The sequence below is a fragment of the Pontimicrobium aquaticum genome, from assembly GCF_005047595.1.
GTDB classification, from domain to species: domain Bacteria; phylum Bacteroidota; class Bacteroidia; order Flavobacteriales; family Flavobacteriaceae; genus Pontimicrobium; species Pontimicrobium aquaticum.
This window is the reverse complement of sequence record NZ_SUPL01000008.1, coordinates 51,303-76,083: the sequence shown is the minus strand read 5'-3', so window position 1 is coordinate 76,083 and position 24,781 is coordinate 51,303. Positions and strand designations below refer to the sequence as shown.

Sequence of the window (24,781 nt, the reverse complement as noted above, 5' to 3'; positions counted from 1 at the left end):
TTAACAAGATTGCCACGTCGTTTCACTCCTCGCAATAACACTAGGTATATTTATGATATTTCAAATAAAAGCATATTTAAAAATTTTTTTGAGCTCCACCAACCAACATGGTGTCCACTCGCCTTTTGTCTATGATTTAGTCACCAAATGCTTTTATGATAAAACAAAGTTTCAAGATTATTTAAAACTAAAAGCCTACAAAAAAGAGCTTCTTAAAAATAGAACTCAAATTAATATTACCGATTTCGGAGCAGGTTCAAAAGTCATAAAAAATAACAAAAGAACTGTTTCTAATATTGCAAAACACTCTGGAACTACATTAAAAAGAGCTAAGTTACTTTATAGACTTGTTAACTATTTTAATTCCAGTTCTATTCTAGAACTTGGAACTTCATTAGGTATTGGCACACACGCCATGAGTTTAGCCAATCCAAAAGCATATATTACAACAATTGAAGGTTGTGCAAACATCTCAAAATTCACCAAGGAAAACTTCAAAAGGCAAAAATTACAGAATATTGAGCTTATAACAAGTAATTTTTCTAATGCTATAAACAATCTAACTCCCAAAACCTACGACCTCATCTTCTTTGATGGTAATCATCAAAAAGAAGCGACTTTAAACTATTTTGAAACATTACTTCCTACAACTCATAACAACACCATTTTTATTTTTGATGATATTTATTGGTCAAAAGGCATGACTGAAGCTTGGGAAGCCATAAAACAGCATCCAAAAGTAACTGTGACTATTGATACCTTTTTTTGGGGATTTGTGTTTTTTAGAAAAGAACAAGAAAAAGAGCATTTTACAATTAGAGTTTAGATTTTAAAAAAGTTTCAGAGTAAATCTTTGTAACTTTGAAACTTTCAACATTGAAACTCATAGAATGAAAATCTACACAAAAACAGGCGACAAAGGTAAAACAGCATTATTTGGAGGCACCAAAGTACCAAAACATCATATTCGTATAGAAAGCTACGGTACAGTTGACGAGTTAAACTCGCATCTTGGGCTAGTAAGAGATCAAGATATAGACTTGCATTCTAAAGATATATTAGCAAACATTCAGGACAAATTGTTTACTGTTGGTGCAATTCTAGCGACCGATCCTGAAAAAGCGACATTAAAAAGTGGGAAAGAACGATTAAACATTCCTAAAATAGCTGCTGAAGATATTGAGTTATTAGAAAAAGAAATTGATAGTATGAATGATGCCTTACCACCAATGACGCACTTTATACTTCCTGGAGGCCATCAAACTGTGTCATTCTGTCACATAGCTCGTTGTGTGTGCCGAAGAGCCGAACGTTTAGCTGCGGCATTAAACGACTTAGAGCCTTTTCAACCAGAAACATTAATGTATTTAAACCGTCTATCTGACTATCTTTTTGTATTGGCACGGAAATTGTCCAAAGACTTGCAAGCTGATGAAGTTAAATGGATTCCTAAAAAAAATTCCTAAGCTTAAATTCGGTGAAGTATTAATCTGTAAAACTAATTTAAACAGAAGCTTTACAGTCAAAATTGAACGTTCATATAAATTAATGATTAAATAATTCGATTTTTTCTTGTCTTATTCAGTTAAAAAATTATTTTTGCAAAAATTTAAATTTGTAATAAATGTATTGGACATTAGAACTAGCATCTTATTTAAGTGATGCACCTTGGCCAGCAACTAAAGATGAATTAATCGATTACTCTATTAGAACAGGAGCTCCACTAGAAGTAGTTGAGAACTTACAATCTATTGAGGACGAAGGCGATTCTTATGACTCTATTCAAGAAATATGGCCAGATTATCCTACAGACGAAGATTATCTTTGGAACGAGGATGAATATTAAACCAAACCATAAAAAATAGTTAAAAAAGTCTCATACGAGGCTTTTTTTGTACACTATTTTTAATTAAACATAACAACAAATAGTATCTTTGACAACCTATTGGTCACAGACTAAAAATAAATCAACATAATGAGTATTTTAAATTCAGTACTTAAAGTATTTGTCGGAGACAAATCTAAACAAGACGTTAAGGCAATTATGCCTATCGTCAATCAAATAAAATCCTTTGAGTCACAATTAGAAAGTTTATCACACGATGAACTTAGAGCAAAAACCTTAGAGTTTAAATCTAAAATAGCAGATGGTCGCAAAAGCATTGAAGATAACATAGCGAAACTTCAAGAAGAAGCAGATGCTACTGAGGACATTGATAGAAAAGAAGACATTTATCAAGAAATTGATAAACTAAAAGACGATTCATACAATATCACAGAAGAAATACTAAACGAAATTCTTCCTGAAGCATTTGCAGTTGTAAAAGAAACCGCAAAACGTTTTGTAAATAACACCGAAATAAAAGTAACAGCTAGTGCTTTTGACAGAGAAATATCTGGTGAGCACGACTATGTAACCCTTGATGGAGATCAGGCCATTTGGGCTAACTCATGGGATGCAGCTGGGAAACCAATTACTTGGGACATGGTACATTACGATGTACAATTAATAGGTGGTATTGCAATGCATCAAGGTAAAATTGCCGAAATGCAAACAGGTGAAGGTAAAACTTTAGTAGCAACGCTTCCTGTATATTTAAATGCCTTAACAGGTCGTGGTGTGCATTTAGTAACGGTAAACGATTACTTAGCAAAACGTGATAGTGCGTGGATGGCTCCTATTTTCCAATTCCATGGAATGAGTATTGATTGTATTGATTATCATCAACCCAACTCAGCAGCTCGTAAAAAAGCTTACAATGCCGATATTACTTACGGAACAAACAACGAATTTGGTTTCGATTACTTACGTGATAACATGGCACACTCGCCTGACGATTTAGTGCAACGACCACACCATTATGCCATTGTCGATGAGGTCGATTCTGTATTAATTGACGATGCTCGTACACCATTAATTATTTCTGGACCAATTCCACAAGGCGATAGACATGAATTTAACGAGTTAAAGCCTAAAGTTGATGATATAGTAAGTGTACAACGTAAATATTTAACTGGCGTTTTAGCCGAAGCAAAAAAACTGATTGCTTCTGGCGATACTAAAGAAGGAGGTTTTCAATTACTTCGTGTATATCGTGGTATCCCAAAAAATAAAGCCCTTATTAAGTTTTTGAGTGAGGAAGGCGTAAAACAATTGCTTCAAAAAACCGAAAACTTTTACATGCAAGACAATAACAGAGAAATGCCAAAGGTAGATGCTGAATTGTACTATGTAATTGATGAAAAAAATAATCAAATTGAACTATCTGATAAAGGTGTAGAATATCTTTCAGGTAAGGATGATCCAGATTTCTTTGTGATGCCAGAAATGGGAACCGAAATTGCTAAAATTGAATCACAAGGGTTATCATCAGAAGAAGAAGCTAATTTAAAAGAAGAATTATTTAGAGATTTTGGTGTAAAATCAGAACGTATCCACACCTTAAATCAGCTTTTAAAAGCCTATGCGCTTTTTGAAAAAGACAATCAGTATGTAGTCATGGACAACAAAGTAATGATTGTTGATGAGCAAACTGGTCGTATTATGGATGGTCGTCGTTATTCCGACGGTTTGCACCAAGCCATTGAAGCTAAAGAAAATGTAAAAATTGAAGCGGCTACACAAACCTTTGCAACGGTTACATTACAAAATTACTTCCGTATGTACCGCAAATTGTCTGGTATGACAGGTACTGCGGTGACCGAAGCTGGTGAATTCTGGGAGATTTACAAATTGGATGTGGTAGAAATTCCAACCAATCGCCCTATTGCTCGTGACGACCGTGAAGATTTAGTATATAAAACCAAACGCGAAAAATATAATGCCGTAATTGATGAAGTTACTAAACTATCGCAAGCTGGTCGTCCAGTGCTTATTGGTACTACCAATGTTGAGATAAGTGAGTTACTTGGAAAAATGTTAAGTATTCGTAAAATACCTCATAATGTATTGAATGCAAAACAACATAAAAAAGAAGCCGAAATTGTTGCTGAGGCTGGTAATGCAGGACAAGTTACCATTGCTACAAACATGGCAGGTCGTGGTACAGATATTAAACTGAGTGATGAAGTTAAAGCTGCTGGAGGTTTAGCTATTGTTGGTACAGAGCGTCATGATTCACGTCGTGTTGACAGACAGTTACGTGGTCGTGCTGGACGACAAGGAGATCCAGGAAGTTCGCAATTCTACGTATCGCTAGAAGATAACTTAATGCGTTTATTTGGTAGCGAGCGTATTGCCAAAATGATGGATAGGATGGGATTAAAGGAAGGTGAAGTGATTCAACATTCCATGATTTCAAAATCTATTGAACGTGCGCAGAAAAAAGTAGAAGAAAACAACTTTGGTGTTCGTAAACGACTGTTAGAGTATGATGATGTTATGAACGCACAACGTGAAGTAGTTTACAAACGTCGTTATAATGCTTTATTTGGAGAACGTTTAGGTGTCGATTTAGCAAATATGATTTTTGATACTTCTGAAATTATTTCTGAAACTAACAAAGAAGCCAACGATTTTAAAAATTTCGAATTTGAACTGATTCGTTATTTCTCAATGAGTGCTCCAATTACAGAAGAAGAGTTTGGAAATTTATCTGCTAAAGAAATTTCATCAAAAATTTATAATGCAGCATTTAAGCATTATAAAGAAAAAATGGAGCGCAATGCAGATTTAGCGTTTCCTGTGATTGAGAATGTATATAAAACACAACGTGATAGGTTTAAACGTATTGTGGTGCCATTTACTGATGGTGTTAAGACGCTACAAGTAATTACCGATCTTGAAAAAGCTTACGAATCTGGTGGAAAGCAATTAGTAACAGATTTTGAAAAGAATATTTCGTTAGCCATTATTGATGATGCTTGGAAAACGCATCTTCGTAAAATGGATGAGTTAAAACAATCTGTTCAGTTGGCTGTTCATGAACAAAAAGATCCCTTATTGATTTACAAATTTGAGTCGTTTGAGTTATTTAAAGCCATGATTGACCAAGTTAATAAAGATGTGATTTCATTCTTATTTAAAGGTGAAATTCCACAAGAAACTGCTAACGTTATACAAGAAGCAAAAACACGTCGTAAAAACGATAAGTTAAAAACCACAAAAGAAGAGATACAAAACTTAGACGAACGTTCAGCTGAATCTAGAGCTGCTGGAAACACACAACGTCAACAACAAGTAGTTGAAACTATTGTACGAGAGCGACCAAAAATTGGGCGTAATGATCGTGTAACGATTAAAAATGTAATGAGTGGTGAAAGTAAAACCCTTAAATACAAACAAGCAGAACCTTTAATTGCTAAAGGTGATTGGGTACTGACTGAGGATTAAATTATAATGTCATTGCGAGAAATGGAATGACGAAGCAATCTGTTCAGTTTAAAAGCAAAAAGATTCCTTCAGCCTAAAGGCTTCGGAATGACGGAAATATTATTTGGTGGTGGTGAAAAGATTCTTCGACAAGCTCAGAATGACAATGCAGAAAATAGAAAACCTAATATCGTTGATATTAGGTTTTTTATTGCATATAGATATTGCTATACTTAGCATTTAACACAATGGTTCGACTGCTATTTAAGTCTCCAATAGAATAAGAGGATATGTATTCTTTAGAAGTATTCTTAGGATGCTTTAGTTTTGTTTTACTGCCTTTATACTGCAAATTATAATCGGCCTTAGGCAATTTAATATGCGCATCACTATTCTCTAAAACCACATTAAGATTTTTAAACGAATCTAAAATATTATGTATGGTTAAATCACCAAAACTACCATCTATAATCGAGTTTCCAGCTAAATAATCAATATTGATATTTGATGAGTTAGAATATAACACCAATGACTTTACATTCTTCAATAAAGCATCTTTTACATATTTTAAAGTAAGTTCTCCTGCATCCCAATGATTGACCAATATTGGCGAATAAGATGCATTGATGGAAGTTTCACTTCCATCAATGCGATCTGCTAATAAACTTGAATGTGATAAATCTGCTTTAAGATTATAGATCACTGCGGCAAACTTAAGCTCACCATGGCGCACATTTACCTTAAGCTTGGTGTCTTTAGGCATTTTTATTTTAATTGTTTTTTTAACCTTATTATTTTTCTTTTCTAAGTCCTCAAAACGCTTTTCAAGTTCTTCTTCTTTGCCATCCCATTCTTTCTCAAATTCTTTCATACGCTCTTCAATGACTTTTCCTTTTTCTTCCCATTCTTTTCCAAATTGCTCTCCAAATTTCTCTCCCCAAGCTTCCATATCTTTAGCCCATTTACCATCAAAACGTTTGCTATATTCTTTTCCCCATGCTTCCATGTCTTTTTCGAAACTATCTCCAAATTTCTCTCCAAATTCTTCTCCCCATTTTTCCATACGATTGGAAAATGCATCCCAATCTACTTTTGAAAACTCTCTAGCCCAAATTTTCATTTTTTCTTTGTAGCCTTTACCGTATTTATCTTCAAATTCTTGACTCCACTTTTCTAGATATGGTTCTCCTTCTTTTTTATACTTCTCTACATCAAAATTAACATTATGAACACCATCTGGTAATTCTGGTAAATCTGGAATATTTGGAAGATCAGGAATTTCAATATCCATTTTTGGCATTTTTGGCATCTTTGGCATTGCAGGCATCTCTGGTATTTCTGGTATATTTATGTCTATATCTTTCAATACATCTAAACCACTGAAATCAAAATTAAAGTTCCAGTTGCCTCCAAATCCTCCATTACTATCAATAGATACATTTGCTCCAGAACCATCTACATCTACGTCCCAAGATTCTAAAATTTCCTTTAAATCGTCTTTTGATAATTCATTACTTTCCACAAAGGCTTCTACAGATATTTCGTTTTTGTCCCAAGTATCAATAACTAGATTGGTATGGTTTGTATCTAACCTTAAGGTAACATCTTTATTCACTTTTACAGTTTTTGATAACTTTTCAAGTTTTTGTTGCGCATTTAAGCTAAACGCACCTAAAAAGATAACTGCTAACATTAAATATTTATACTGTTTCATTTGTTCGTTTTTTAATTGTTTTATCTGTCAAATGTTGTCTTGGTGTATTAAATCAATTTTAAAAATTACTTTAATACAGTCGATTTCATTTTTTGATATCTTTAATAATTATGCTTGTATTTGTTCAAGCTGATTAGTGTCGTTTTTTAATTCGTTTAATTTTTCTTTTAAACGATACATTAAGTTTAATCGTAACTTTAAATTTTCAATAGAAGCGTTAATGGTTTGCTCAGTTGGACCAGATTTTGTTAGCTCTTGCGACAAAAGTTCATATTCTTTATTAAGTTCTTCAAGTCGCTCTAAGTAACCTTCAAAGAGTTCTTTAGTTTCAGGTGTAACCTCAATTTTAGATAATTCTAAATTGATGTTTGCCAGATAATAATCTTCTACTTTTTTTAATTCAGGAGATAATTTCCCTAAAGGTGATTCTTTTTCGGTTTCAACAACTTCTGTTCCAATTGGATTGTCTGGATTTGTATCTAAAAATTTATATGCTCCAAAACTTAGTCCTATTAAAATCACCACACTTGCCGCTATATTTAAAAAGGTAAATACACTTTGCTTTGGTGGCGCAGGAAGTTCGCGATCTAGCTTTTGTAAAAACCTAGCTTCGTGACCTTTTGGCATTGTATCCTTACTTACTTTTTGTTCGTTTTCAAACAGTTGTCTAATGTCTTGTGCCATTTTGCGATAATTTTAATAGTTCTCTTAACTTTGCTTTACCTCTTGATAATTGTGTACGTGATGCAACACCAGTAATATTTAAAATTTCTGCTATTTCTTGATGGTCGTAACCTTCAATTAAAAACAACATCACTACATATTTATACTTATCAGGTAATTGGTTTATTGCTTCTTTTACTTCATCTAAAGTAATGGTATCGTCAACCAACCATTCGTCTTCATAACCAGAATCAACTACTTTTAGGTGCACCTCATCTAATTCCAACATTTGTTGCTTTTTAGATTTTATTAAGTCGATACTCTTGTTAATGACGATTCGTTTTAACCAAGCACCAAATGTTACTTCCGCTTTGTATTGATGTAGTTTAGTAAACGCTTTAATAAAGGCTTCTTGTACTACATCTTCTGCTTCAAAAGAATCTTTTAAAAATCTTTTAGCCACTATATACATACCATCGCAATACTGATTATACAGTTTTAACTGCGCCTTACGGTCGTTGTGTTTACATCTCTCAATAATATCTATTGTTAATGTATTCACTAATTGATGTTTTGGTTAGATCGTTTCATAATACTAATATTGGTATTATTTTTTATTTAAATAAATTCGAATTCAACTAAAAGACGACATAAAATTATAGATGTTGCAAAAAGCCTAATATTTTTTTTAGAAATTAAAACAAAGTGTAATAACTTAGCGTTCAAGTTAAAACTACTTCTAATTAATTTCAAATTTTTTATTTCAAATGAATAAATTTTTAAAAGGTATTATTTTCGTCTTACTTTTAATTGCTGTGGGTATATTTTTATACGCTTACATCAATGGAGATATTTTTAATAAACCTTTAAGTCCGAAAGATACCGTTGAGTTTAAACTTAACGATTTAGAATTAGAAGTGTTTTACAACAGACCCTCCAAAAGAGATCGTAATATTTTTGGCGGATTAGTAGCATTTAATAAAGTTTGGCGTACAGGCGCCAACGAAGCAACTACTTTTGAAACTAATGAACCTTTAAAAATTGGAAATGATTATTTAGCTGCTGGAAAATATACGCTTTGGACAATTCCAGGAGAAGAAACCTGGAAAGTTATTTTTAATGCAAAACAATACCCTTGGGGAGTTAATGACGCTATGGAACCTATGCGCGAGCCTGAATTTGACGCTGCAACCATTGAAGTTCCTGTTCAAAAAATACCTAATTTTGTAGAACAGTTTACTATTGCTTTTGATAATTCTACAGATAACCTATCTTTAACTATGGCTTGGGACAATGTAAAAATTGCTGTTCCGTTAAAACAATAGTTTGCAAAAAAAACAAAAACATACCTCTGCTCTAGAAGAAAAAAATGGCATTCCTGCTCCAGAAATAACTGATGATAGTGCTATTTCTAAAGTCATTTTAAATCGTAAAAAGCAACCAAGTGAGCAAGAATTAATTCGAGGCATTTTAGATAGTAATATTACTGCTCTAAGTAGAGCTATTACCTTAGTTGAAAGTAAAAACCCAAAACATCTTGAAAAGGCAAACACCATTATTAAAGGATGTTTACCTTATGCTAATAACTCTATAAGAATTGGAGTTACTGGTGTTCCAGGCGTTGGTAAGAGCACATTTATAGAAGCTATTGGAAAGCATTTAATTAGTTTAGACAAAAAAATAGCTGTTCTTGCTGTGGATCCTAGCAGTACGATTACTAAAGGTAGTATTTTAGGTGATAAAACGCGTATGGCAGATCTTGTAAAAGAATCCAACGCTTATATTAGACCTTCGGCATCTGGTGACTCACTTGGTGGTGTTGCCAGAAAAACTAGAGAAACTATTATACTTTGTGAAGCAGCAGGTTTTAATACAATAATTATTGAAACCGTTGGTGTTGGTCAAAGTGAAACGACTGTACATAGTATGGTAGATTTCTTTTTGCTTTTAAAACTCTCTGGAGCAGGCGACGAACTACAAGGCATTAAACGTGGCATTATTGAAATGGCTGATGCTATTGTTATTAACAAAGCAGATGGTGATAATGTAAAGCGTGCAAAACTAGCTAAAGTTGAGTTTGCAAGAGCATTGCACTTATATCCTGAAAAAGAATCATCGTGGTCACCTCCTGTATCTATGTGTAGTGCCTTGAATAATGAAGGAATAGAAGCCGTTTGGAAAATGATAACGAAGTACATTAACATCACAACTAAAAATAATTTCTTCCTTAAAAAAAGACAAGAGCAAAACAAATTTTGGCTATTACAAACCATTGAAGAACAATTAAAATTTGATTTTTACAATAATAAAACCATTAAAACTGAGCTACAAAAACAGCTAAAACTAATAGAAGAAAACAAAACAACCCCTTTTGCAGCTGCGGAAGATTTACTAAAATTAATCTAACCTTTTTTGATTACCTTACACCTTTAAATTTTTGCTACTATTTATGAGTTATCTAACCGATATTCATTTTGAAATCTGTATTGTAATTCCATGCTATAATGAAGAAAAAGGACTTGACAAGGAAGCCTATTTCAATTTTATCGACAACCACTCAAACGTATTACTTTGCTTTGTAAATGATGGCTCAACTGATAACACAGCTAATATTCTAGCTAATTTCAAGGAAGTATATCACAAAAACATTGTAGTTATCAACTGCGAAAAAAATGTTGGAAAAGCAGAAGCTATTAGAACCGCTTTTAAAGAATGTAATAAGGATTACAACTTTACGTATATCGCCTATTTAGATGCCGATTTAGCCACTTCATTAGAAGAATGTGTGTCGTTAACTTCATATTTTAACAACTCTATCCAGTTTATTTTTGGCTCAAGAATCATGAAAGTTGGCTCTGTTATTAAAAGAAACAAATTACGTTTTTTAATTGGTAGAATAATTGCCACTGTGATATCACATATTTTAGATTTAAGAGTTTACGACACACAATGCGGTTGTAAATTATTTACTAAAGAGCTTTCTAAAGTAGCTTTTAAAGATCCCTTTATTTCAAAATGGTTATTCGATGTAGAAATATTTAACAGGTTAATGGTGCATTTTGGAGTAGATCAATCTACCAATCACATGCTAGAAGTACCATTAAAAAGATGGGTTGATGAAGGAGACTCTAAGGTTAAACTCACCTACATTTTTAAACTTTGGATTGATTTATATAAAATAAATAAAGTCTGCATAGCTTCAAGAAAATAATCATGCTCAATAACACGAAACAACAATCAATTTATATTTTATATTCGATAATCGTTATTATCATATTACGATTTATTTTAACAGGACTCATTCCTTTATTAGATAAAACCGAGTCTAGATATGCTGAAATTGCACGATTAATGTATGAAACCCAAGAATGGGTTGTGCTACAAATAGACTATGGCGTGCCTTTTTGGGCAAAACCGCCCTTATCAACTTGGATGTCGGCTACTAGTTACAGCGTTTTTGGTGTCAATGAAATAGCAGCTAGATTACCTTATTTTTTAGTTTGCTTATTATTGGTTTTTATTCTAGGAAAGTTTGTAAAAAAAGCTGGAAAGAGTTTTTATTTACCAGCCTTTATCTTGTTAACCACACCTGAGTTTTTATTACATGCTGGTGTTGTTTCTACTGATGCTGTATTATGCTTTTCCATCACCTTAATTATGATTTCTTTTTGGAAATCTATTGAAAATAATAAACGTAATTTTTGGAATTATTTATTTTTTATAGCTTTAGGTTTGGGATTACTCTCTAAAGGTCCTTTGGTTTTAGTGCTAACTGCACCTCCATTATTTATTTGGCTAATTATTCAAAAAGTATCTATAAAAGATATTTGGAACAAAATACCTTGGCTGACAGGAATTTTAATTACCATAGCAATTGCCTTACCTTGGTATTTAATGGCAGAAAACAGATCGCCTGGGTTTTTAGATTATTTTATTGTTGGCGAGCATTTTAAACGCTTTTTAGTATCTGGTTGGAAAGGTGATTTATATGGAAGTGGACACAAACAACCCTTTGGTATGATTTGGGTGTTTGTATTTGTTTTTTCATTTCCTTGGATACAGTTTATTTTTATTAAGCTATGGAAAGAACGACGCACTATACTAAAAAACAAATGGGTTTCATTTCTTGTGTTATGGTTGCTATGGACACCGTTGTTCTTTACCATTTCAAAAAACATACTGCATACGTACACATTACCAATTACAATCCCTTTAGCGCTATTAATGGTGCATTATTGGCATGAATTTAAAAACAAAAAACTATTGATAATGTTAGGTTCTGTTTTTCCTCTTTTGGTTTTAATTGCAACGGCTTACATAAGCTTTGTTAATCCCAAAATAATAAAAGATTTAAACACTGATAAATATGTTATCGATAAACTAATGAAAACAGAACCCAATACACCTCGTTTTTATTGGGGCAAAAAAACATATTCCAGTCAGTTTTATGCAAATGGCCATATAAAAGTTATTAATGAAGCCTCTATAGATTCCATACACAATTTAAATGATACCATTATTGTACTTATAAAACCAAAAAGAATTAAATATATTCCAGAAGTGTACCGTCAAAAAATGGTAGCAATAGACTCCAGCGCAAAAACGTTGATTTATAAATTAAAAAAACAACTCCCTTAAAAGTTTGCTTTATACCAATTAACCTGATGCGTTACACTTTCCAATAAGGTTGTTTTTGGATTGTAATTTAGTAATTTTTTTGCCTTATCAATATTTGCCTTGGTTCTAGATTGATCTCCTGCTCTTTTGCTAACTACTTTAATTTTAATCGCTTTATCCAGTACTTTTTCTACAGCTTCAATACCTTCTTGAGTTGTGTGTTCTACTTCTGTACCTAAATTAATTACCTCTCCATTTACAAGGTCTTGTTTTCCAATGACACTAACAATACCATCAACAATATCACCTACATAAGTAAAGCTTCGTAAGTGCTTATCACTGCCTTCATACAAAGTAAATGGCTCATTATTAATACCGCAAGCAATTAACTTGGTGTACATTTTTTCAGGTCGTTCTCTTGGTCCAATAACTGAATATAATCTCAACGAACATGCTTTAAAAACCTCTTCTCTGCTCTTTTGAAGAACTAATTGTTCTGCAGCTAATTTTGTTACACCATAATGAGATGCTGGCTTTGGCGCAACATCTTCAGTAAAAGTAGCCTCTAAACCATAAATTGAAGAAGTGCCTATGTTGACAAACATTTTAAAATTTTCGCAACGTTCAGCATAATCTATTAACTGCTTTGTTGCAATAATATTATTTGTAAGATAATCGTTAAACGTTGACGTTGAAGAAATACCTGGTTGTGCTGCAAAATGAAAAATATAGTCAATATCTAAAGGTAAAGTATTAAAAAGGTTGTCGCTTCTTAAATCAAGATTGACAACTTCAACCCCTTTCTCTTTGATTGAATTTGCATTCATCTGCTTTAATTGAAGGTCATAATAATCGTTAAAATTATCTACACCAATTACTTCATGACCTAATTTACTTAATCTTTCAGCTGTATGAGAACCAATAAAACCTGCTGCTCCAGTAACAAGAATTTTCATTAACCTTTTTTTGATACCGCAATTTACTACCTTTTTATATTTAAAAAACGTCAAGCCGAATATTTATTCTAAAAAAGAATACTTTTGTAGCACAAAATTAATTTGAATGGATTACCAATTTACTATCGTTGTTCCTGTTTATAATGAAGAAGATAATCTAGAACGTGTAGAAAGTGAACTACTGGAATATTCTAAGAAAGCATCATTACCTACTTGTATTTTATTTGTAAATGATGGCTCAAAAGATAGAAGTCAAGAACTTATTGAAGCTATTTGTAGCAGAAACTCAAATTTTAACTATATAAGTTTTGTAGAAAACAGAGGACTAAGTGCAGCCATTAAGGCTGGTTTTGATCATACAAAAACACAATTGGTTGGCTATATAGATTCCGATTTACAAACAGCTCCTGAAGACTTTAATTTACTGCTAGAGCATATTGGAGAATACGATTTAGTTACTGGTGTTAGAGCAAACCGTAAAGATTCATTTGTAAAAAATATGTCCTCTAAAATAGCCAATGGCATTAGACGTGCATTTACACACGATGGAATGGATGATACTGGCTGCCCTTTAAAAGTCATTAAAACCGAATACGCTAAACGCATCCCAATGTTTAAAGGTTTACACCGCTTTTTACCCGCAATGATTTTATTGCAAAATGGTAAAATAATTCAAATTCCTGTACAACATTTTCCCCGTATTGCTGGACAAGCAAAATTTGGTTTATGGAACAGGTTGTTAGGTCCTTTAAGCGATTGTTTTGCTTATTTATGGATGAAACGAAAGTATATTAATTATGAAGTTGGTAAAAAAGGCTAATGAGTGATTGGTTAATATATTCTATTGGGTTTATTGCCCAAATCTTATTTTCTTCAAGATTAGTAGTACAGTGGATTACTTCGGAAAAACAACGTAAAGTAATTACACCAACGCTTTTTTGGACATTGAGTTTAATTGCCTCTTTCTTGCTATTTATTTATGGTTATTTAAGAGACGATTTTGCTATTATGCTAGGGCAAACCCTAACCTATTTTATTTACATACGTAATTTGCAACTACAAAACGAGTGGCAAAAATTTCATTGGTTACTACGATGGTTTTTATATAGCTTTCCAGTACTCATTGCTATTTATTACTTTAATAATAATGTGATTGATAGAGATGTACTTTTTAGAAATGAAGCTATTCCTGTATGGTTACTTTGGCTAGGGATTATTTCGCAAGTGGTGTTTACATTACGCTTTGTATATCAGTGGTTATATTCTGAATACAAAAAATCATCTTCGTTGCCTTTAGGGTTTTGGTTGTTAAGTTTGGTTGGTTCTATTTTAATTTTAACCTATGCTATTATTCGAGAAGACCCAGTACTATTTACAGGTCATTTATTAGGTTCAATTATTTACGTTAGAAACTTAATTCTTTTACATAAACAAGATGCTGAATAAAATTGAGCAATATCCTATTATTTCAATTATCATAATTGTTTTATTAATGCTTTGCATTAACATTGATGTAATTGATGTAACCATCATGGAAGCTCGTAATTTCATTACAGCTCGTGAAATGATAAATGATGGTAATTGGTTATTAACCACTATGAATGGTGAACCACGCTACCAAAAACCACCGTTACCTAGTTGGTTAGCTGCTTTATCTGGTTTGCTTTTTGGAATTAAAAACATTGTTGCTTTAAGACTTCCTGGAATACTCATGGTAGGGGTTACAGGAATTGCATCTTATTTATTGAGTTTAAAACTAGTAAACAATAAAGTGCATGCATTAATTAATGCCTTAATAACTATTACATCATTTTATATTATAGGAATCGTTATCGAAGCACCCTGGGATATTTTTACTCATGGATTTATGCTTGTTGCTATTTTGCATTTGTTTCAGCTGTTTGAAAAAAACTCCAATTATTGGAAGCATACACTCATTGCTGGTCTCTTTTTTGGGTTTTCAATTTTAAGTAAAGGCCCTATTTCATTATACGCTTTATTACTGCCTTTTTTATTAGCCTATGGATGCAGTTATCAATTTAAAAATTTTAAAACGAAAGCCTTTTCCGTTTTGTCTTTTATTATCATAGCGTTGCTTATTGGTGGTTGGTGGTATTTATATGTAAGATTGGAAGATCCAGTAACATTTACAGAAATAACTTCTAAAGAAACAGGAAATTGGGGAAGTTATAATGTGCGTCCGTTTTATTATTACTGGAGTTTCTTTATACAAAGTGGCTTATGGACTATTCCTGCATTTATAGCATTGTTATATCCTTATATGAAATCACGGGTAAGTAATTTAAAAGCCTATAGATTCAGCTTTTTTTGGACCATATTTGCTGTTATTTTGCTATCAATAATACCTGAAAAAAAGTCGCGATATTTAATGCCTGTTTTAATTCCTATGGCAATAAATACAGGGTTTTATATTGAATATCTAATTAGAACGTTTAAAAATATCAAGGATAAAAAAGAAACCATTCCTGTATATTTTAATTTTGGGTTGATTACTTGTATAGGTATGCTATTTCCGTTAGTTGGTTTTGTTTCCAATTCTTTTTTAACTAAAAGCATATTACCTTGGTTTTTATTGGCTTCCGTTTGTTTACTAACAATAGGAGTTTTGATGCTTATAAGTTTAAGAAAAAAACAAATAAAACAAGTTTTCTATTTAAGTATAGCTTTTATGGTTGCTGCGTTGGTTTTAATATTGCCATTATCTAAAGTTCAAAATCAGGCAGATTACAACTCCATATCAAATTTGAAATCTGAATTAGATAAGAAGAACATCTCTATTTATTCATTAAGCGGCGTAGCTCCAGAAATGATATGGCAATATGGTGCTAAAATTCCAAAAGTATCTAATGATTCAACTTACAATTTTCCTCCAGAACCTAAATTTGCTATTTTATCAAAGCCTTTAGAAGATGACCAATTAGAGTATTTACAAAAGGATTATAAAATTGAAGCAAAAGAAACCTATGACCTTAATAGAAAAGCCGAAGGAGAAAGAGGTCATAAAAAAAGGTTGATAAGTCAACTTTACGTTTTTACTAAGAAATAAAACGCTTTCTAAGATATGCTTGTAATTTGTAAAAAATAAAGCCTGCAAAAGCTCCAAAAGCTAGTCCGAAAACAATATCTAAAGGGTAATGCACACCAACATAAATTCTGCTATAAGCTACAATAGCACTCCAAAATAACAGTATAAAAATTAGATTTTTATAATACGAGCGCAACAATAAGCCCGCAAACACAGCTGCAGCCATAGAGTTTGATGAATGCCCTGAGAAGAAACCATATTTACCACATCTTGGTGCTACATACCTAATTAGTCCTTCAAGGTCGGTTTCCCTGCATGGTCTTGGTCGCTGAAATCCATCTTTAAACAAATTAGTAATTTGGTCTGTAAACGTAATCATAGCCGCTATTATAAACACTAATAACAATAACGTTTTCCAGCCTAAATGTTTATAAATTAAATATAATAAAACGGCATATAGTGGTATAAAGGTTAGCTTGTTGGTAATAAATAACCAAAGTCCATCCCAAGAAGTACTACCTAAATTATTAAGATATATAAAAAGCTCGGTATCGTATTGTAATAATTGTTCGATCATTTAATTAATCATTATATCTACTTACTTCCCTATCGTAAAACTGAGATGCTTCTTCAATTAAATTTTCGGTTTCAGTTAGTAGTTCTTTTTCGTCATGTTGATCAAAATCTTCCAACCACTCTACTTCATCATTTTCAAGATTAATAATAAATCTTGGAAATTCTGTATGAATTACAAAAATAGCGTTTGGTAAGTCGGTATTATCACCTAGAATAAATTTTGGAAGCTCCATAAATTATATATTATTTTCTTCTTGCGAAATTAAGCGTTTTGTTAAATAATTAAATCTAATATACAATAAAATTGCAGCTGATGTTAACCCTACTAAAAGCCCTAGCCAAATTCCAAAACTTCCGTAAGCTTCTTCTTTTCCAAGAAAAAAACTAATTGGAAACCCAATAAGCCAATACGCTACAAATGTAATAAGCGTTGGTATTTTTACATCTTGCAAACCTCTTAAGGCTCCTAGAATAATTACTTGAGCACTATCACTTAACTGAAAAATAGCCGAAGCTATAAGTAGCGTTGCCGCAATTGAAACCACTTCGGTATTATCACTAAAATTGCTGACATCATTCAAATCGACATATATTTTTGGAAGCATATTATGGAATATTAGAAATAGAACAGCAAAAATAAATGCTAATCCAAGTCCTAATAAAAATATGGAGAATGCAATTCTTCTAAGTTCTACAAAGTCTCTTAATCCTTTTTGATTTCCAACTCTAACCATAGCTGCTACACTTAATCCCATAGCCACCATAAAGGTCATAGACGATAGGTTTAGTGCTATTTGGTTAGCAGCTTGAGGATTTTTTCCTAATAAGCCACTTAGCCAAATAGCTGCTGTAAAAATGGCTACTTCAAAAAACATTTGCATTGCACTTGGAAACCCTAGATTGAGAATCTTTTTAATCATGCTATTATTTAATACAAACAACCTAATATTAGTAACATATGCTTTTGACTTCTTTTTATTTTTAAGAATATACCACAAGAACAATAACATAATAACTCTTGAGGCTAATGTCCCAATAGCTGCTCCAACAATTCCCATTTGCGGAAACCCAAATTTTCCAAAAATCAAGATATAATTTAAAACCACATTAACAACATTTGCTAAAATTGTGGCATACATTGGATACTTTGTTAAAGACAAACCATCACTAAATTGTTTAAACCCTTGAAAAATAATTAAAGGTATTAACGAGAAAGCTACTAAATCTAAATATGGCATAGCAAGAATTACAACCTCTTCAGGTTGTTTCATTAAATACATTAATGGCTTTGCTAAAAGAATTAATACAAAAAGCGCTAAGCTTAAAACAGTGCATAAAAAGAGTCCATGCTTAAAAGACGATTTTCCTTTTTTAAAGTTTTTTTCAGAATCTGCTTCAGCTATCAAAGGTGTTATTGCTGTTGAAAATCCAATACCTAAAGACATAGCTATAAATATAAAACTGTTACCCAGAGATACTGCAGCAAGTTCGGCTGACCCTAATTGACCAACCATAATATTATCTATTAAACTAACAAAGGTATGCCCTAACATACCCAACATAACTGGTGTTGCTAGTTTTAAATTATACTTAAACTCTTTTGTATAAATTGATAGCACTTGGTAACTTTTGAAATTGGATTATTTAATTGAGTATAAAAGTATTAATTAAAAAAATTGTTAATAAAAAAATGAAGCAAATTTCATGATATGTATGTAAATTCTATTAAATTTACACTGCTATTAACTATTTTGTTAAGCAATGATAAAATAGTCTCGAAACTTTTAGCTATATATTTTAGAGGGATTTTTAATACTACGTTAAAAGGTTTCAACAAAAAAGGGAAATATTCATTTCCCTTTTTTTTATTCTTCTTCGTCTGTAGTTTCCTCCTCAAGATTATTTAACAAATCATTTTTTTGAAGCAGGTTATACCATTTGAGTATTTTTTTTATATCACTAACATAAACTCGATCTTCGTCATATTCTGGTAACACTTCAAAGAAATATTCTTCTAAAGCATCCTTGCTGTCTTTATGAGACACACTTGCTTGTTCGCCTTTTTCTTTTTCTTTTATCTTTCTTAACACTTCCCTTAACGGCACCTCTTCTGTTAAGGTATATACAGCAATTTCACTTAGCAAGCTTACATTACTTCTAAGGTTAGCCGATATTCTTTTACCATCAATTAAGGACTCTGCAATAAAGCCTCCTCTAGTTTGTGTTACTAGTTTAAATAGTCCTGGTTTTTGTGCAATAGATAAAATATTGTCTAAGCTCATAGTTACGTTTTTTAAAGGCAACAAATATCAATTGTTTAAAATATTTATCAAAATATTATCGTTTCTTTTTCATGTCAGGAAAACGCATTTTATAATCTATACTTATTTTTCCTTTAGAAATATTTGAAAGTTTACCTTTTATTAATCGTTTTTTTAATGCAGAAATTTTATCGGTAAATAAAACACCTTCAATATGGTCATACTCATGTTGAATAACTCGTGCTAAAAGCCCATCAAATTCTTTAATGTGAGTTTTAAAATTTTCATCTTGAAATTCAATTTTAATTGTTGGTTGTCTAAACACATCTTCTCGAATATGCGGAATGCTTAAACAGCCTTCATTAAAAGCCCATTCATCGCCAGTTTCATCTAGAATTTTTGCATTAATAAATGTTTGCTTAAAATCTTTTAATTGGCTACGTTCTTCATCAGTAAGCCCTTCATCCTCAGCAAAAGGTGATGTATCAACCAAAAAAACACGAATAGGTAATCCTATTTGTGGCGCTGCTAAACCAACTCCGTATGCATTATACATAGTTTCGTACATATTAGCAATGAGAGTATCAAAATTTGGATAATCTGCCGAAATTACTTTTGCTTTTTTTCGTAATACTGGATCGCCGTATGCTATAATTGGTAAAATCATTTGTACATTTTATAAACTTTTGCAAAAATACAATACTTATCTGTTTTAAAACAAAAAACCCCTTTATAAAAGGAGTTTTAGATTATCATTATTAACAATAACTTAATTATTTACCACAAACTTCTTTGTTACAGTTAAATTATTAAGTTTTAATTGCATTAAATACATGCCATTTGATAAGGATGAAATATCAATTTTCTTAGATTTTTCATTTATTAGCTTTTCATGCATAACTTCTTTTCCTAAAAGTGTATAAACCGAAATTTTTGCTGATGCATTAATAGCAAAACTAACAGTTAACTCGTTAGTGCTTGTTATAGGGTTAGGAAATAGCTTTAGTGTTTTATTGATATGGAATGAATCATCTAAACCTAATAGTGTTCCACCATTATAATCGCAAGTAGAACCTCCATAAGTAACTGAATAGTTATTTGGGTCTAACACACCACTACCTGATGATAGTATATATCTTGAAGAATAAGTATCACAATTGCCTAAAACAAAGGCACTACCATCTATTACTATAGCTGTTGGTCTGCTTGCACAACTTGGTCCAGGATCATCAAAAGCAAAAATCACTTGTTGCGTAGGCTGTTCTAAGACAAAAGAAACCTCAGGACAAGTTTGCGAATTAATATCATTAAAACTTAAGACAGCTAGTAAAAAAATTAAAAAGTATTTATGTTTCATTTTAGGGATTTTTTTCTGCATAAATATACTACAAAAAAAAGATGAGCAAACAATTTATTTTAAAATACCTTATTTACTATACAGATAACTTTGCAAAATTATTGTTGCACTAATTTCATCAATTAATGCTTTATTTTTTCTTTTCTCCTTTTTTAATCCACTATTTAGCATGACTTGAAAAGCCATTTTTGATGTAAAACGTTCATCAACTCTTTTAATAGGAATTTTTGGAAATTCTTTTTTCAAGATTTTTAAAAAAGGTTTAATAATAGCCTCACTTTCTGACTCCGAATAGTCCATCTGCTTTGGCTCTCCAACCAAAAACAACTCAACATTTTCATTTAATGTGTAGTTTTTTAAAAACTCTATAAGCTCTTTGGTATTAACTGTAGTCAATCCAGATGCTATTATTTGTAATTCATCTGTAACTGCAATGCCAGTACGTTTTTTTCCAAAATCTAATGCTAAAATTCTTCCCATATCACAATCTATAGCAAAGGTATATAAAAATCATGGAGTTTAACAAAACTGTGTTTTTGTGTTCAATATAAATGCAAATTGGTCTTAAAAGATATATAGCTTTATATTTGTGTTGAAATTTAAATTTATGGAGCAAATTAAATCGGTTATTGAAGCTGCTTGGGAAAATCGTAATCTTCTAAATGAAGAGAAGACTATTAGTGCTATTCGAGAGGTAATTAACTTACTAGATGTTGGTAAATTACGAGTTGCCGAACCTACTAATAATGGTTGGCAAGTAAACGAATGGGTAAAAAAAGCTGTTGTACTATATTTTCCTATTCAAAAAATGGAAACAATAGAAGCTGGCCCTTTAGAGTTTCATGATAAAATACCCTTAAAAACTGGCTATGCTGAAAAAGGAATACGCGTAGTTCCGCATGCAGTTGCAAGACATGGTGCCTATATTTCATCAGGTACTATACTTATGCCTAGTTATGTAAATATTGGTGCCTACGTGGACCAAGGCACTATGGTTGACACTTGGGCAACTGTTGGTAGTTGTGCCCAAATTGGCAAACATGTACATTTATCTGGAGGCGTTGGCATTGGTGGTGTTTTAGAACCCTTACAGGCTTCGCCAGTTATTATTGAAGACAATGCCTTTATTGGGTCGCGTTGTATCGTAGTTGAAGGTGTTCATGTTGAAACCGAAGCTGTCTTAGGTGCAAATGTTGTGCTAACTGGTTCAACCAAAATTATAGATGTAACAGGAAACGAACCTATAGAGTTAAAAGGTCGTGTGCCTGCACGTTCGGTAGTAATTCCTGGCAGTTACACTAAATCATTCCCCTCAGGAAATTATAATGTTCCATGTGCTTTAATTATTGGTAAACGTAAAGAAAGTACCAATAAAAAAACATCTTTAAACGACGCTTTACGAACGCATAATGTTGCTGTTTAGAAATAAACACCTATAAATGATTAAACAAAATTTAAATATTCAAATTGATGCTGTCATTACATGGGTTGACGGTAGTGATACTGAATGGCAAAAAAAAATCAACACATATTCTCAAACAAAAATTGATTTTAAAAAAAAGAAAGAAAGCGTTAGGTATAACTCAATAGGTGAAATAGACATTGCTATTAGGTCTATCATCAAATTCGCTTCTTTTATTAAAAACATATACTTAGTTACAGATAACCAGAAGCCTGAAAATTTTGAAGATTTACAACAAATAGCTCTAGAAAAACAGATTAACTTAACCTTAGTAGATCACAAGGTTATTTTTAAAGGTTATGAAAAATACTTGCCTTGTTTTAATTCTTGTTCGATAGGTAGTGTGTTATATAGAATTCCTAATCTTTCTGAACACTTTATAATTTTTAACGATGACACCTTTTTAATGAGAGAAACCAAACCAAGTGATTTTTTCATTAACAAAGAACCCATTATAAGAGGACAATGGAAGGATTTTTACGAAAATCAATCCTTAAGAAAATTCTACCATAAAATGCTTTCTTTTTTAGGGAAGAAAAAAAAGAAAGGCGGTTTTAAAACACTACAGCAAACCAGTGCTAAATTAGCAGGTACAAAAAAATATGTAAGAAGGTTTCATACTCCTGTTCCTGTTAGAAGATTAACCTTAGAAAACTTTTTTAAAACCAACAATGTTTTAGAATCTAATATAAAGCATAGGTTTAGAAACAATACCCAATTTATAGTATCGTCACTTTCAGAACATTTAGAAATAAAAAACAATTCATACCACTACAAAAACAATGCACAACTAACTTATTTTAGATCTTATAAATACCATTTCATGGTTGTATTTAAATTATTTTTGTTTAGCAAAAACAAGAAAAAGCTTTTTATGACTTTTCAATGCTTAGAAATGGCCGAAGATAAAACTATCGATTATGTTTTTACATGGATAAATAAAAAATTAAATTAAGTCTTCTATAACTTCTAATTTATGAATTATAAATTTGTTATTTACATCTCATACAGTTACTCAATACCAATTGGCAACCCTTTAGAAAAAGAAATTTTAAAAAGGGGTTATAGTGTAAAATGGTTTGCAGATATTGATGAAGGTAAAACTGCTCTTAATGAGAAAGAAAATGTTATAAATACTATTACAGATCTTATTGCTTTCTCTCCTCATATTATTTTAGCGGCGACTGACAGTGTTCCAGATTTTATAAATGCTTTAAAAGTACAAGTATTTCACGGATTTAATGCTGAGAAAAGACCAACAAAAAATAATTCATTTGCACACTTTAGACTTAGAGGTTTTTTTGACTTATACTGTACTCAAGGACCAAATACCACTCAAGCATTTAATCAGCTAGCAAAAAAGCACCAGTATTTTGAAGTTATTGAAACTGGTTGGTCTAAAGTTGACCCTTTATTTCCCCTACAGGAAAAGACTATTAAAAATAAGCCACCAACTATTATGGTAGCTTCAACCTTTACTGAAAGATTAAGCTTAGCTTATAATAACAATGTATTTAACGAAATAAAGAAACTATCAAAATCTGGAAAATATAATTTCTTAATGGTGCTTCATCCAAAATTGCCTCAAGAAATTAAACAAAAATGGGAAGAACTAAACAACAAGAATTTCACCTACTTTAATACTACTAATTTAATTCCTTTGTTTAAACAAGCAGATATTATGTTTGCCGATACTACTTCAGCAATACAAGAATTTTTACTACAAAAAAAACCTGTAGTTACATTCAAGCACACCATTAAACACAACTACCTCATAGATATTAACAATGCTGAAGAAATAGAAAATGCATTTACTAAAGCTCTATCAAACCCAAAAAAACTAATTTATAATATAGAAAAATACATAAATAATCTTCATCCTTATTTTGATGGAAAATCAAGCCAACGTATTATAGATGCTACTTTAAATTGCCTTCAAAAAAACAGAAAACACTTAAAAAACAAGCCTCTAAACTTGATAAGAAAATATAAAATGAGAAAACGTTTAAAACATTTTACATTTAAAAGTTATAATAAACCATACACACTTCCAACCAAATAAAATGGAAAAACTAACTGCCATAATACCTACTGGTAACGAAATTCATAATATTAAAGCTGTTATAGATTCAGTGAAATTTGCTGATGAAATATTAGTAGTAGATAGTTTTAGTACTGATGGTACCTTTGAAAAAGCTCAAAAACTAGCCAATAAGGTTATAAGAAGAGAGTATCAATATTCCGCTTCTCAAAAAAACTGGGCTATTCCTCAAGCAACACATCAATGGATTTTGTTGGTCGATGCCGATGAACGTGTCACACCTGAACTGGAACAAGAAATAAAACAAGTGCTTAGCAACCCTTCAAATAATGTAGCCTATTGGATAGGAAGAAACAACCATTTTATGGGTGAAAGTGTGAAGTTTAGTGGTTGGCGTAACGATAAAGTTATTAGACTTTTTAAGCGTGATTTATGCAGGTATGAAGACAAGCAGGTGCATGCTGAAATTATTGCTGATGGAGCAATTGGCTTACTTAAAAACAAATTATATCACAACACATATACTACTTTTGATGCGTATATCGAAAAAATGAATCGCTATGCTTGGTGGCAAGCTAAAGATTATGATAAAAAGACAGGAAAATTAACACCTTATCATTTTGTTATAAAACCTTTTTGGGGATTTTTTAAACACTATATCATCCAAGGTGGATTTAGAGATGGTTTAGTTGGATTAACCATTGGTTACATACAAGGTTATGTGGTATTTATGCGTTATGTAAAACTTTGGTTGCTTAGAAAAGGAAGGCGGTAGTT

General features: G+C 31.7%; 26 protein-coding genes. 15 read left to right on the top strand and 11 right to left on the bottom strand.

Translation table 11 applies throughout. The features are described from left to right. Window positions 1-52: 52 nt before the first annotated feature. The 4 genes from E5167_RS13685 (at window position 53) to secA (ending at window position 5,332) form a co-directional block, all read left to right on the top strand. Window positions 53-826 (top strand): O-methyltransferase, encoded by a 774-nt coding sequence (locus E5167_RS13685; protein ID WP_136844728.1) that lies wholly within the window; start codon window positions 53-55, stop codon window positions 824-826. Between the two features lie 64 nt (window positions 827-890). Further along, window positions 891-1,466 carry a cob(I)yrinic acid a,c-diamide adenosyltransferase gene (locus E5167_RS13680; RefSeq protein ID WP_136844727.1) on the top strand — a complete coding sequence of 192 codons (576 nt, stop codon included), beginning with the start codon at window positions 891-893 and terminating at the stop codon, window positions 1,464-1,466. 158 nt (window positions 1,467-1,624) lie between these two features. Then, the gene (locus E5167_RS13675) at window positions 1,625-1,846 is read left to right on the top strand and encodes a DUF2795 domain-containing protein (RefSeq protein ID WP_136844726.1); all 222 of its coding nucleotides are present in this window, start codon (window positions 1,625-1,627) and stop codon (window positions 1,844-1,846) included. 129 nt (window positions 1,847-1,975) lie between these two features. Beyond that, window positions 1,976-5,332, top strand: a complete 3,357-nt coding sequence (gene secA / locus E5167_RS13670; protein WP_136844725.1) for a preprotein translocase subunit SecA — start codon at window positions 1,976-1,978, stop codon at window positions 5,330-5,332. Window positions 5,333-5,519: 187 nt separating this feature from the next. Here the strand turns inward: secA and E5167_RS13665 are convergent, their stop codons facing one another. The 3 genes from E5167_RS13665 to E5167_RS13655 form a co-directional block, all read right to left on the bottom strand. After that, complete coding sequence (locus E5167_RS13665) at window positions 5,520-7,025, bottom strand: hypothetical protein (RefSeq protein ID WP_136844724.1); 1,506 nt, start codon at window positions 7,023-7,025, stop codon at window positions 5,520-5,522. A gap of 108 nt (window positions 7,026-7,133) precedes the next feature. Beyond that, window positions 7,134-7,709, bottom strand: coding sequence for a hypothetical protein (locus tag E5167_RS13660; protein ID WP_136844723.1), 576 nt, complete (start codon window positions 7,707-7,709; stop codon window positions 7,134-7,136). Next, window positions 7,693-8,250 carry an RNA polymerase sigma factor gene (locus tag E5167_RS13655; RefSeq protein WP_136844722.1) on the bottom strand — a complete coding sequence of 186 codons (558 nt, stop codon included), beginning with the start codon at window positions 8,248-8,250 and terminating at the stop codon, window positions 7,693-7,695. The genes E5167_RS13660 and E5167_RS13655 overlap by 17 nt, the downstream gene beginning before the upstream one ends. Before the next feature lie 205 nt (window positions 8,251-8,455). Here E5167_RS13655 and E5167_RS13650 point away from each other — a divergent pair, with 205 nt between their 5' ends. From E5167_RS13650 to E5167_RS13635, 4 genes are read left to right on the top strand one after another with little or no spacing between them, the layout of a single operon-like run. After that, window positions 8,456-9,013 carry a DUF2911 domain-containing protein gene (locus E5167_RS13650; protein WP_136844721.1) on the top strand — a complete coding sequence of 186 codons (558 nt, stop codon included), beginning with the start codon at window positions 8,456-8,458 and terminating at the stop codon, window positions 9,011-9,013. A 1-nt stretch (window position 9,014) separates the two neighbouring features. Continuing rightward, a complete protein-coding gene (gene meaB, locus E5167_RS13645) occupies window positions 9,015-10,094 on the top strand; it encodes a methylmalonyl Co-A mutase-associated GTPase MeaB (RefSeq protein ID WP_136844720.1) in 1,080 nt (359 codons plus the stop codon). 43 nt (window positions 10,095-10,137) lie between these two features. Further along, window positions 10,138-10,899 carry a glycosyltransferase gene (locus E5167_RS13640; RefSeq protein ID WP_136844719.1) on the top strand — a complete coding sequence of 254 codons (762 nt, stop codon included), beginning with the start codon at window positions 10,138-10,140 and terminating at the stop codon, window positions 10,897-10,899. A 2-nt stretch (window positions 10,900-10,901) separates the two neighbouring features. Beyond that, window positions 10,902-12,326, top strand: a complete 1,425-nt coding sequence (locus tag E5167_RS13635; protein ID WP_136844718.1) for an ArnT family glycosyltransferase — start codon at window positions 10,902-10,904, stop codon at window positions 12,324-12,326. Here E5167_RS13635 and E5167_RS13630 read toward each other — a convergent pair. Beyond that, window positions 12,323-13,261: an NAD-dependent epimerase/dehydratase family protein gene (locus E5167_RS13630; protein ID WP_136844717.1), complete on the bottom strand. Its 939-nt coding sequence runs from the start codon at window positions 13,259-13,261 to the stop codon at window positions 12,323-12,325. The two genes, E5167_RS13635 and E5167_RS13630, sit on opposite strands and share 4 nt — an antisense overlap. A 106-nt stretch (window positions 13,262-13,367) precedes the next feature. On the opposite strand from E5167_RS13630, the gene E5167_RS13625 reads away from it, so the two are divergent. Genes E5167_RS13625 through E5167_RS13615 form a run of 3 tightly spaced genes read left to right on the top strand, consistent with a single transcriptional unit; the run spans window position 13,368 to window position 16,328 of the window. Next, window positions 13,368-14,081 carry a glycosyltransferase family 2 protein gene (locus tag E5167_RS13625; RefSeq protein ID WP_136844716.1) on the top strand — a complete coding sequence of 238 codons (714 nt, stop codon included), beginning with the start codon at window positions 13,368-13,370 and terminating at the stop codon, window positions 14,079-14,081. Then, entirely contained in the window at window positions 14,081-14,707 is a 627-nt protein-coding gene (locus E5167_RS13620; protein WP_136844715.1) for a lipid-A-disaccharide synthase N-terminal domain-containing protein, read from the top strand. Before E5167_RS13625 ends, E5167_RS13620 begins: the two co-directional genes overlap by 1 nt. Next, entirely contained in the window at window positions 14,697-16,328 is a 1,632-nt protein-coding gene (locus tag E5167_RS13615; RefSeq protein WP_136844714.1) for an ArnT family glycosyltransferase, read from the top strand. Before E5167_RS13620 ends, E5167_RS13615 begins: the two co-directional genes overlap by 11 nt. Here the strand turns inward: E5167_RS13615 and E5167_RS13610 are convergent. The 7 genes from E5167_RS13610 to ruvX form a co-directional block, all read right to left on the bottom strand. Beyond that, window positions 16,318-16,884 carry a phosphatase PAP2 family protein gene (locus E5167_RS13610; protein ID WP_136844713.1) on the bottom strand — a complete coding sequence of 189 codons (567 nt, stop codon included), beginning with the start codon at window positions 16,882-16,884 and terminating at the stop codon, window positions 16,318-16,320. The two genes, E5167_RS13615 and E5167_RS13610, sit on opposite strands and share 11 nt — an antisense overlap. Before the next feature lie 4 nt (window positions 16,885-16,888). Then, on the bottom strand, window positions 16,889-17,116 hold the full coding sequence (locus E5167_RS13605; RefSeq protein ID WP_136844712.1) for a hypothetical protein: 228 nt from the start codon (window positions 17,114-17,116) through the stop codon (window positions 16,889-16,891). A 3-nt stretch (window positions 17,117-17,119) separates the two neighbouring features. Continuing rightward, a complete protein-coding gene (locus E5167_RS13600) occupies window positions 17,120-18,445 on the bottom strand; it encodes an MATE family efflux transporter (RefSeq protein WP_136844795.1) in 1,326 nt (441 codons plus the stop codon). Between the two features lie 303 nt (window positions 18,446-18,748). Beyond that, window positions 18,749-19,165 carry a DUF5606 family protein gene (locus tag E5167_RS13595; protein WP_136844711.1) on the bottom strand — a complete coding sequence of 139 codons (417 nt, stop codon included), beginning with the start codon at window positions 19,163-19,165 and terminating at the stop codon, window positions 18,749-18,751. Window positions 19,166-19,220: 55 nt separating this feature from the next. Beyond that, window positions 19,221-19,811 carry a peptide deformylase gene (def, locus tag E5167_RS13590; protein ID WP_136844710.1) on the bottom strand — a complete coding sequence of 197 codons (591 nt, stop codon included), beginning with the start codon at window positions 19,809-19,811 and terminating at the stop codon, window positions 19,221-19,223. 102 nt (window positions 19,812-19,913) lie between these two features. Continuing rightward, complete coding sequence (locus E5167_RS13585; protein ID WP_169301434.1) at window positions 19,914-20,501, bottom strand: T9SS type A sorting domain-containing protein; 588 nt, start codon at window positions 20,499-20,501, stop codon at window positions 19,914-19,916. Window positions 20,502-20,570: 69 nt separating this feature from the next. Next, window positions 20,571-20,981: a Holliday junction resolvase RuvX gene (gene ruvX, locus E5167_RS13580; RefSeq protein ID WP_136844708.1), complete on the bottom strand. Its 411-nt coding sequence runs from the start codon at window positions 20,979-20,981 to the stop codon at window positions 20,571-20,573. 127 nt (window positions 20,982-21,108) lie between these two features. Between ruvX and E5167_RS13575 the strand changes: the two genes are divergently transcribed. From E5167_RS13575 to E5167_RS13560, 4 genes are read left to right on the top strand one after another with little or no spacing between them, the layout of a single operon-like run. Continuing rightward, the gene (locus tag E5167_RS13575; protein ID WP_136844707.1) at window positions 21,109-21,924 is read left to right on the top strand and encodes a 2,3,4,5-tetrahydropyridine-2,6-dicarboxylate N-succinyltransferase; all 816 of its coding nucleotides are present in this window, start codon (window positions 21,109-21,111) and stop codon (window positions 21,922-21,924) included. 16 nt (window positions 21,925-21,940) lie between these two features. Next, window positions 21,941-22,918: a Stealth CR1 domain-containing protein gene (locus E5167_RS13570; protein ID WP_136844706.1), complete on the top strand. Its 978-nt coding sequence runs from the start codon at window positions 21,941-21,943 to the stop codon at window positions 22,916-22,918. Window positions 22,919-22,939: 21 nt separating this feature from the next. Then, window positions 22,940-24,025, top strand: coding sequence for a UDP-N-acetylglucosamine 2-epimerase (locus E5167_RS13565; RefSeq protein ID WP_136844705.1), 1,086 nt, complete (start codon window positions 22,940-22,942; stop codon window positions 24,023-24,025). 1 nt (window position 24,026) lies between these two features. Then, window positions 24,027-24,779, top strand: coding sequence for a glycosyltransferase family 2 protein (locus E5167_RS13560; protein WP_136844704.1), 753 nt, complete (start codon window positions 24,027-24,029; stop codon window positions 24,777-24,779). The last annotated feature ends 2 nt before the right edge of the window (window positions 24,780-24,781 follow it).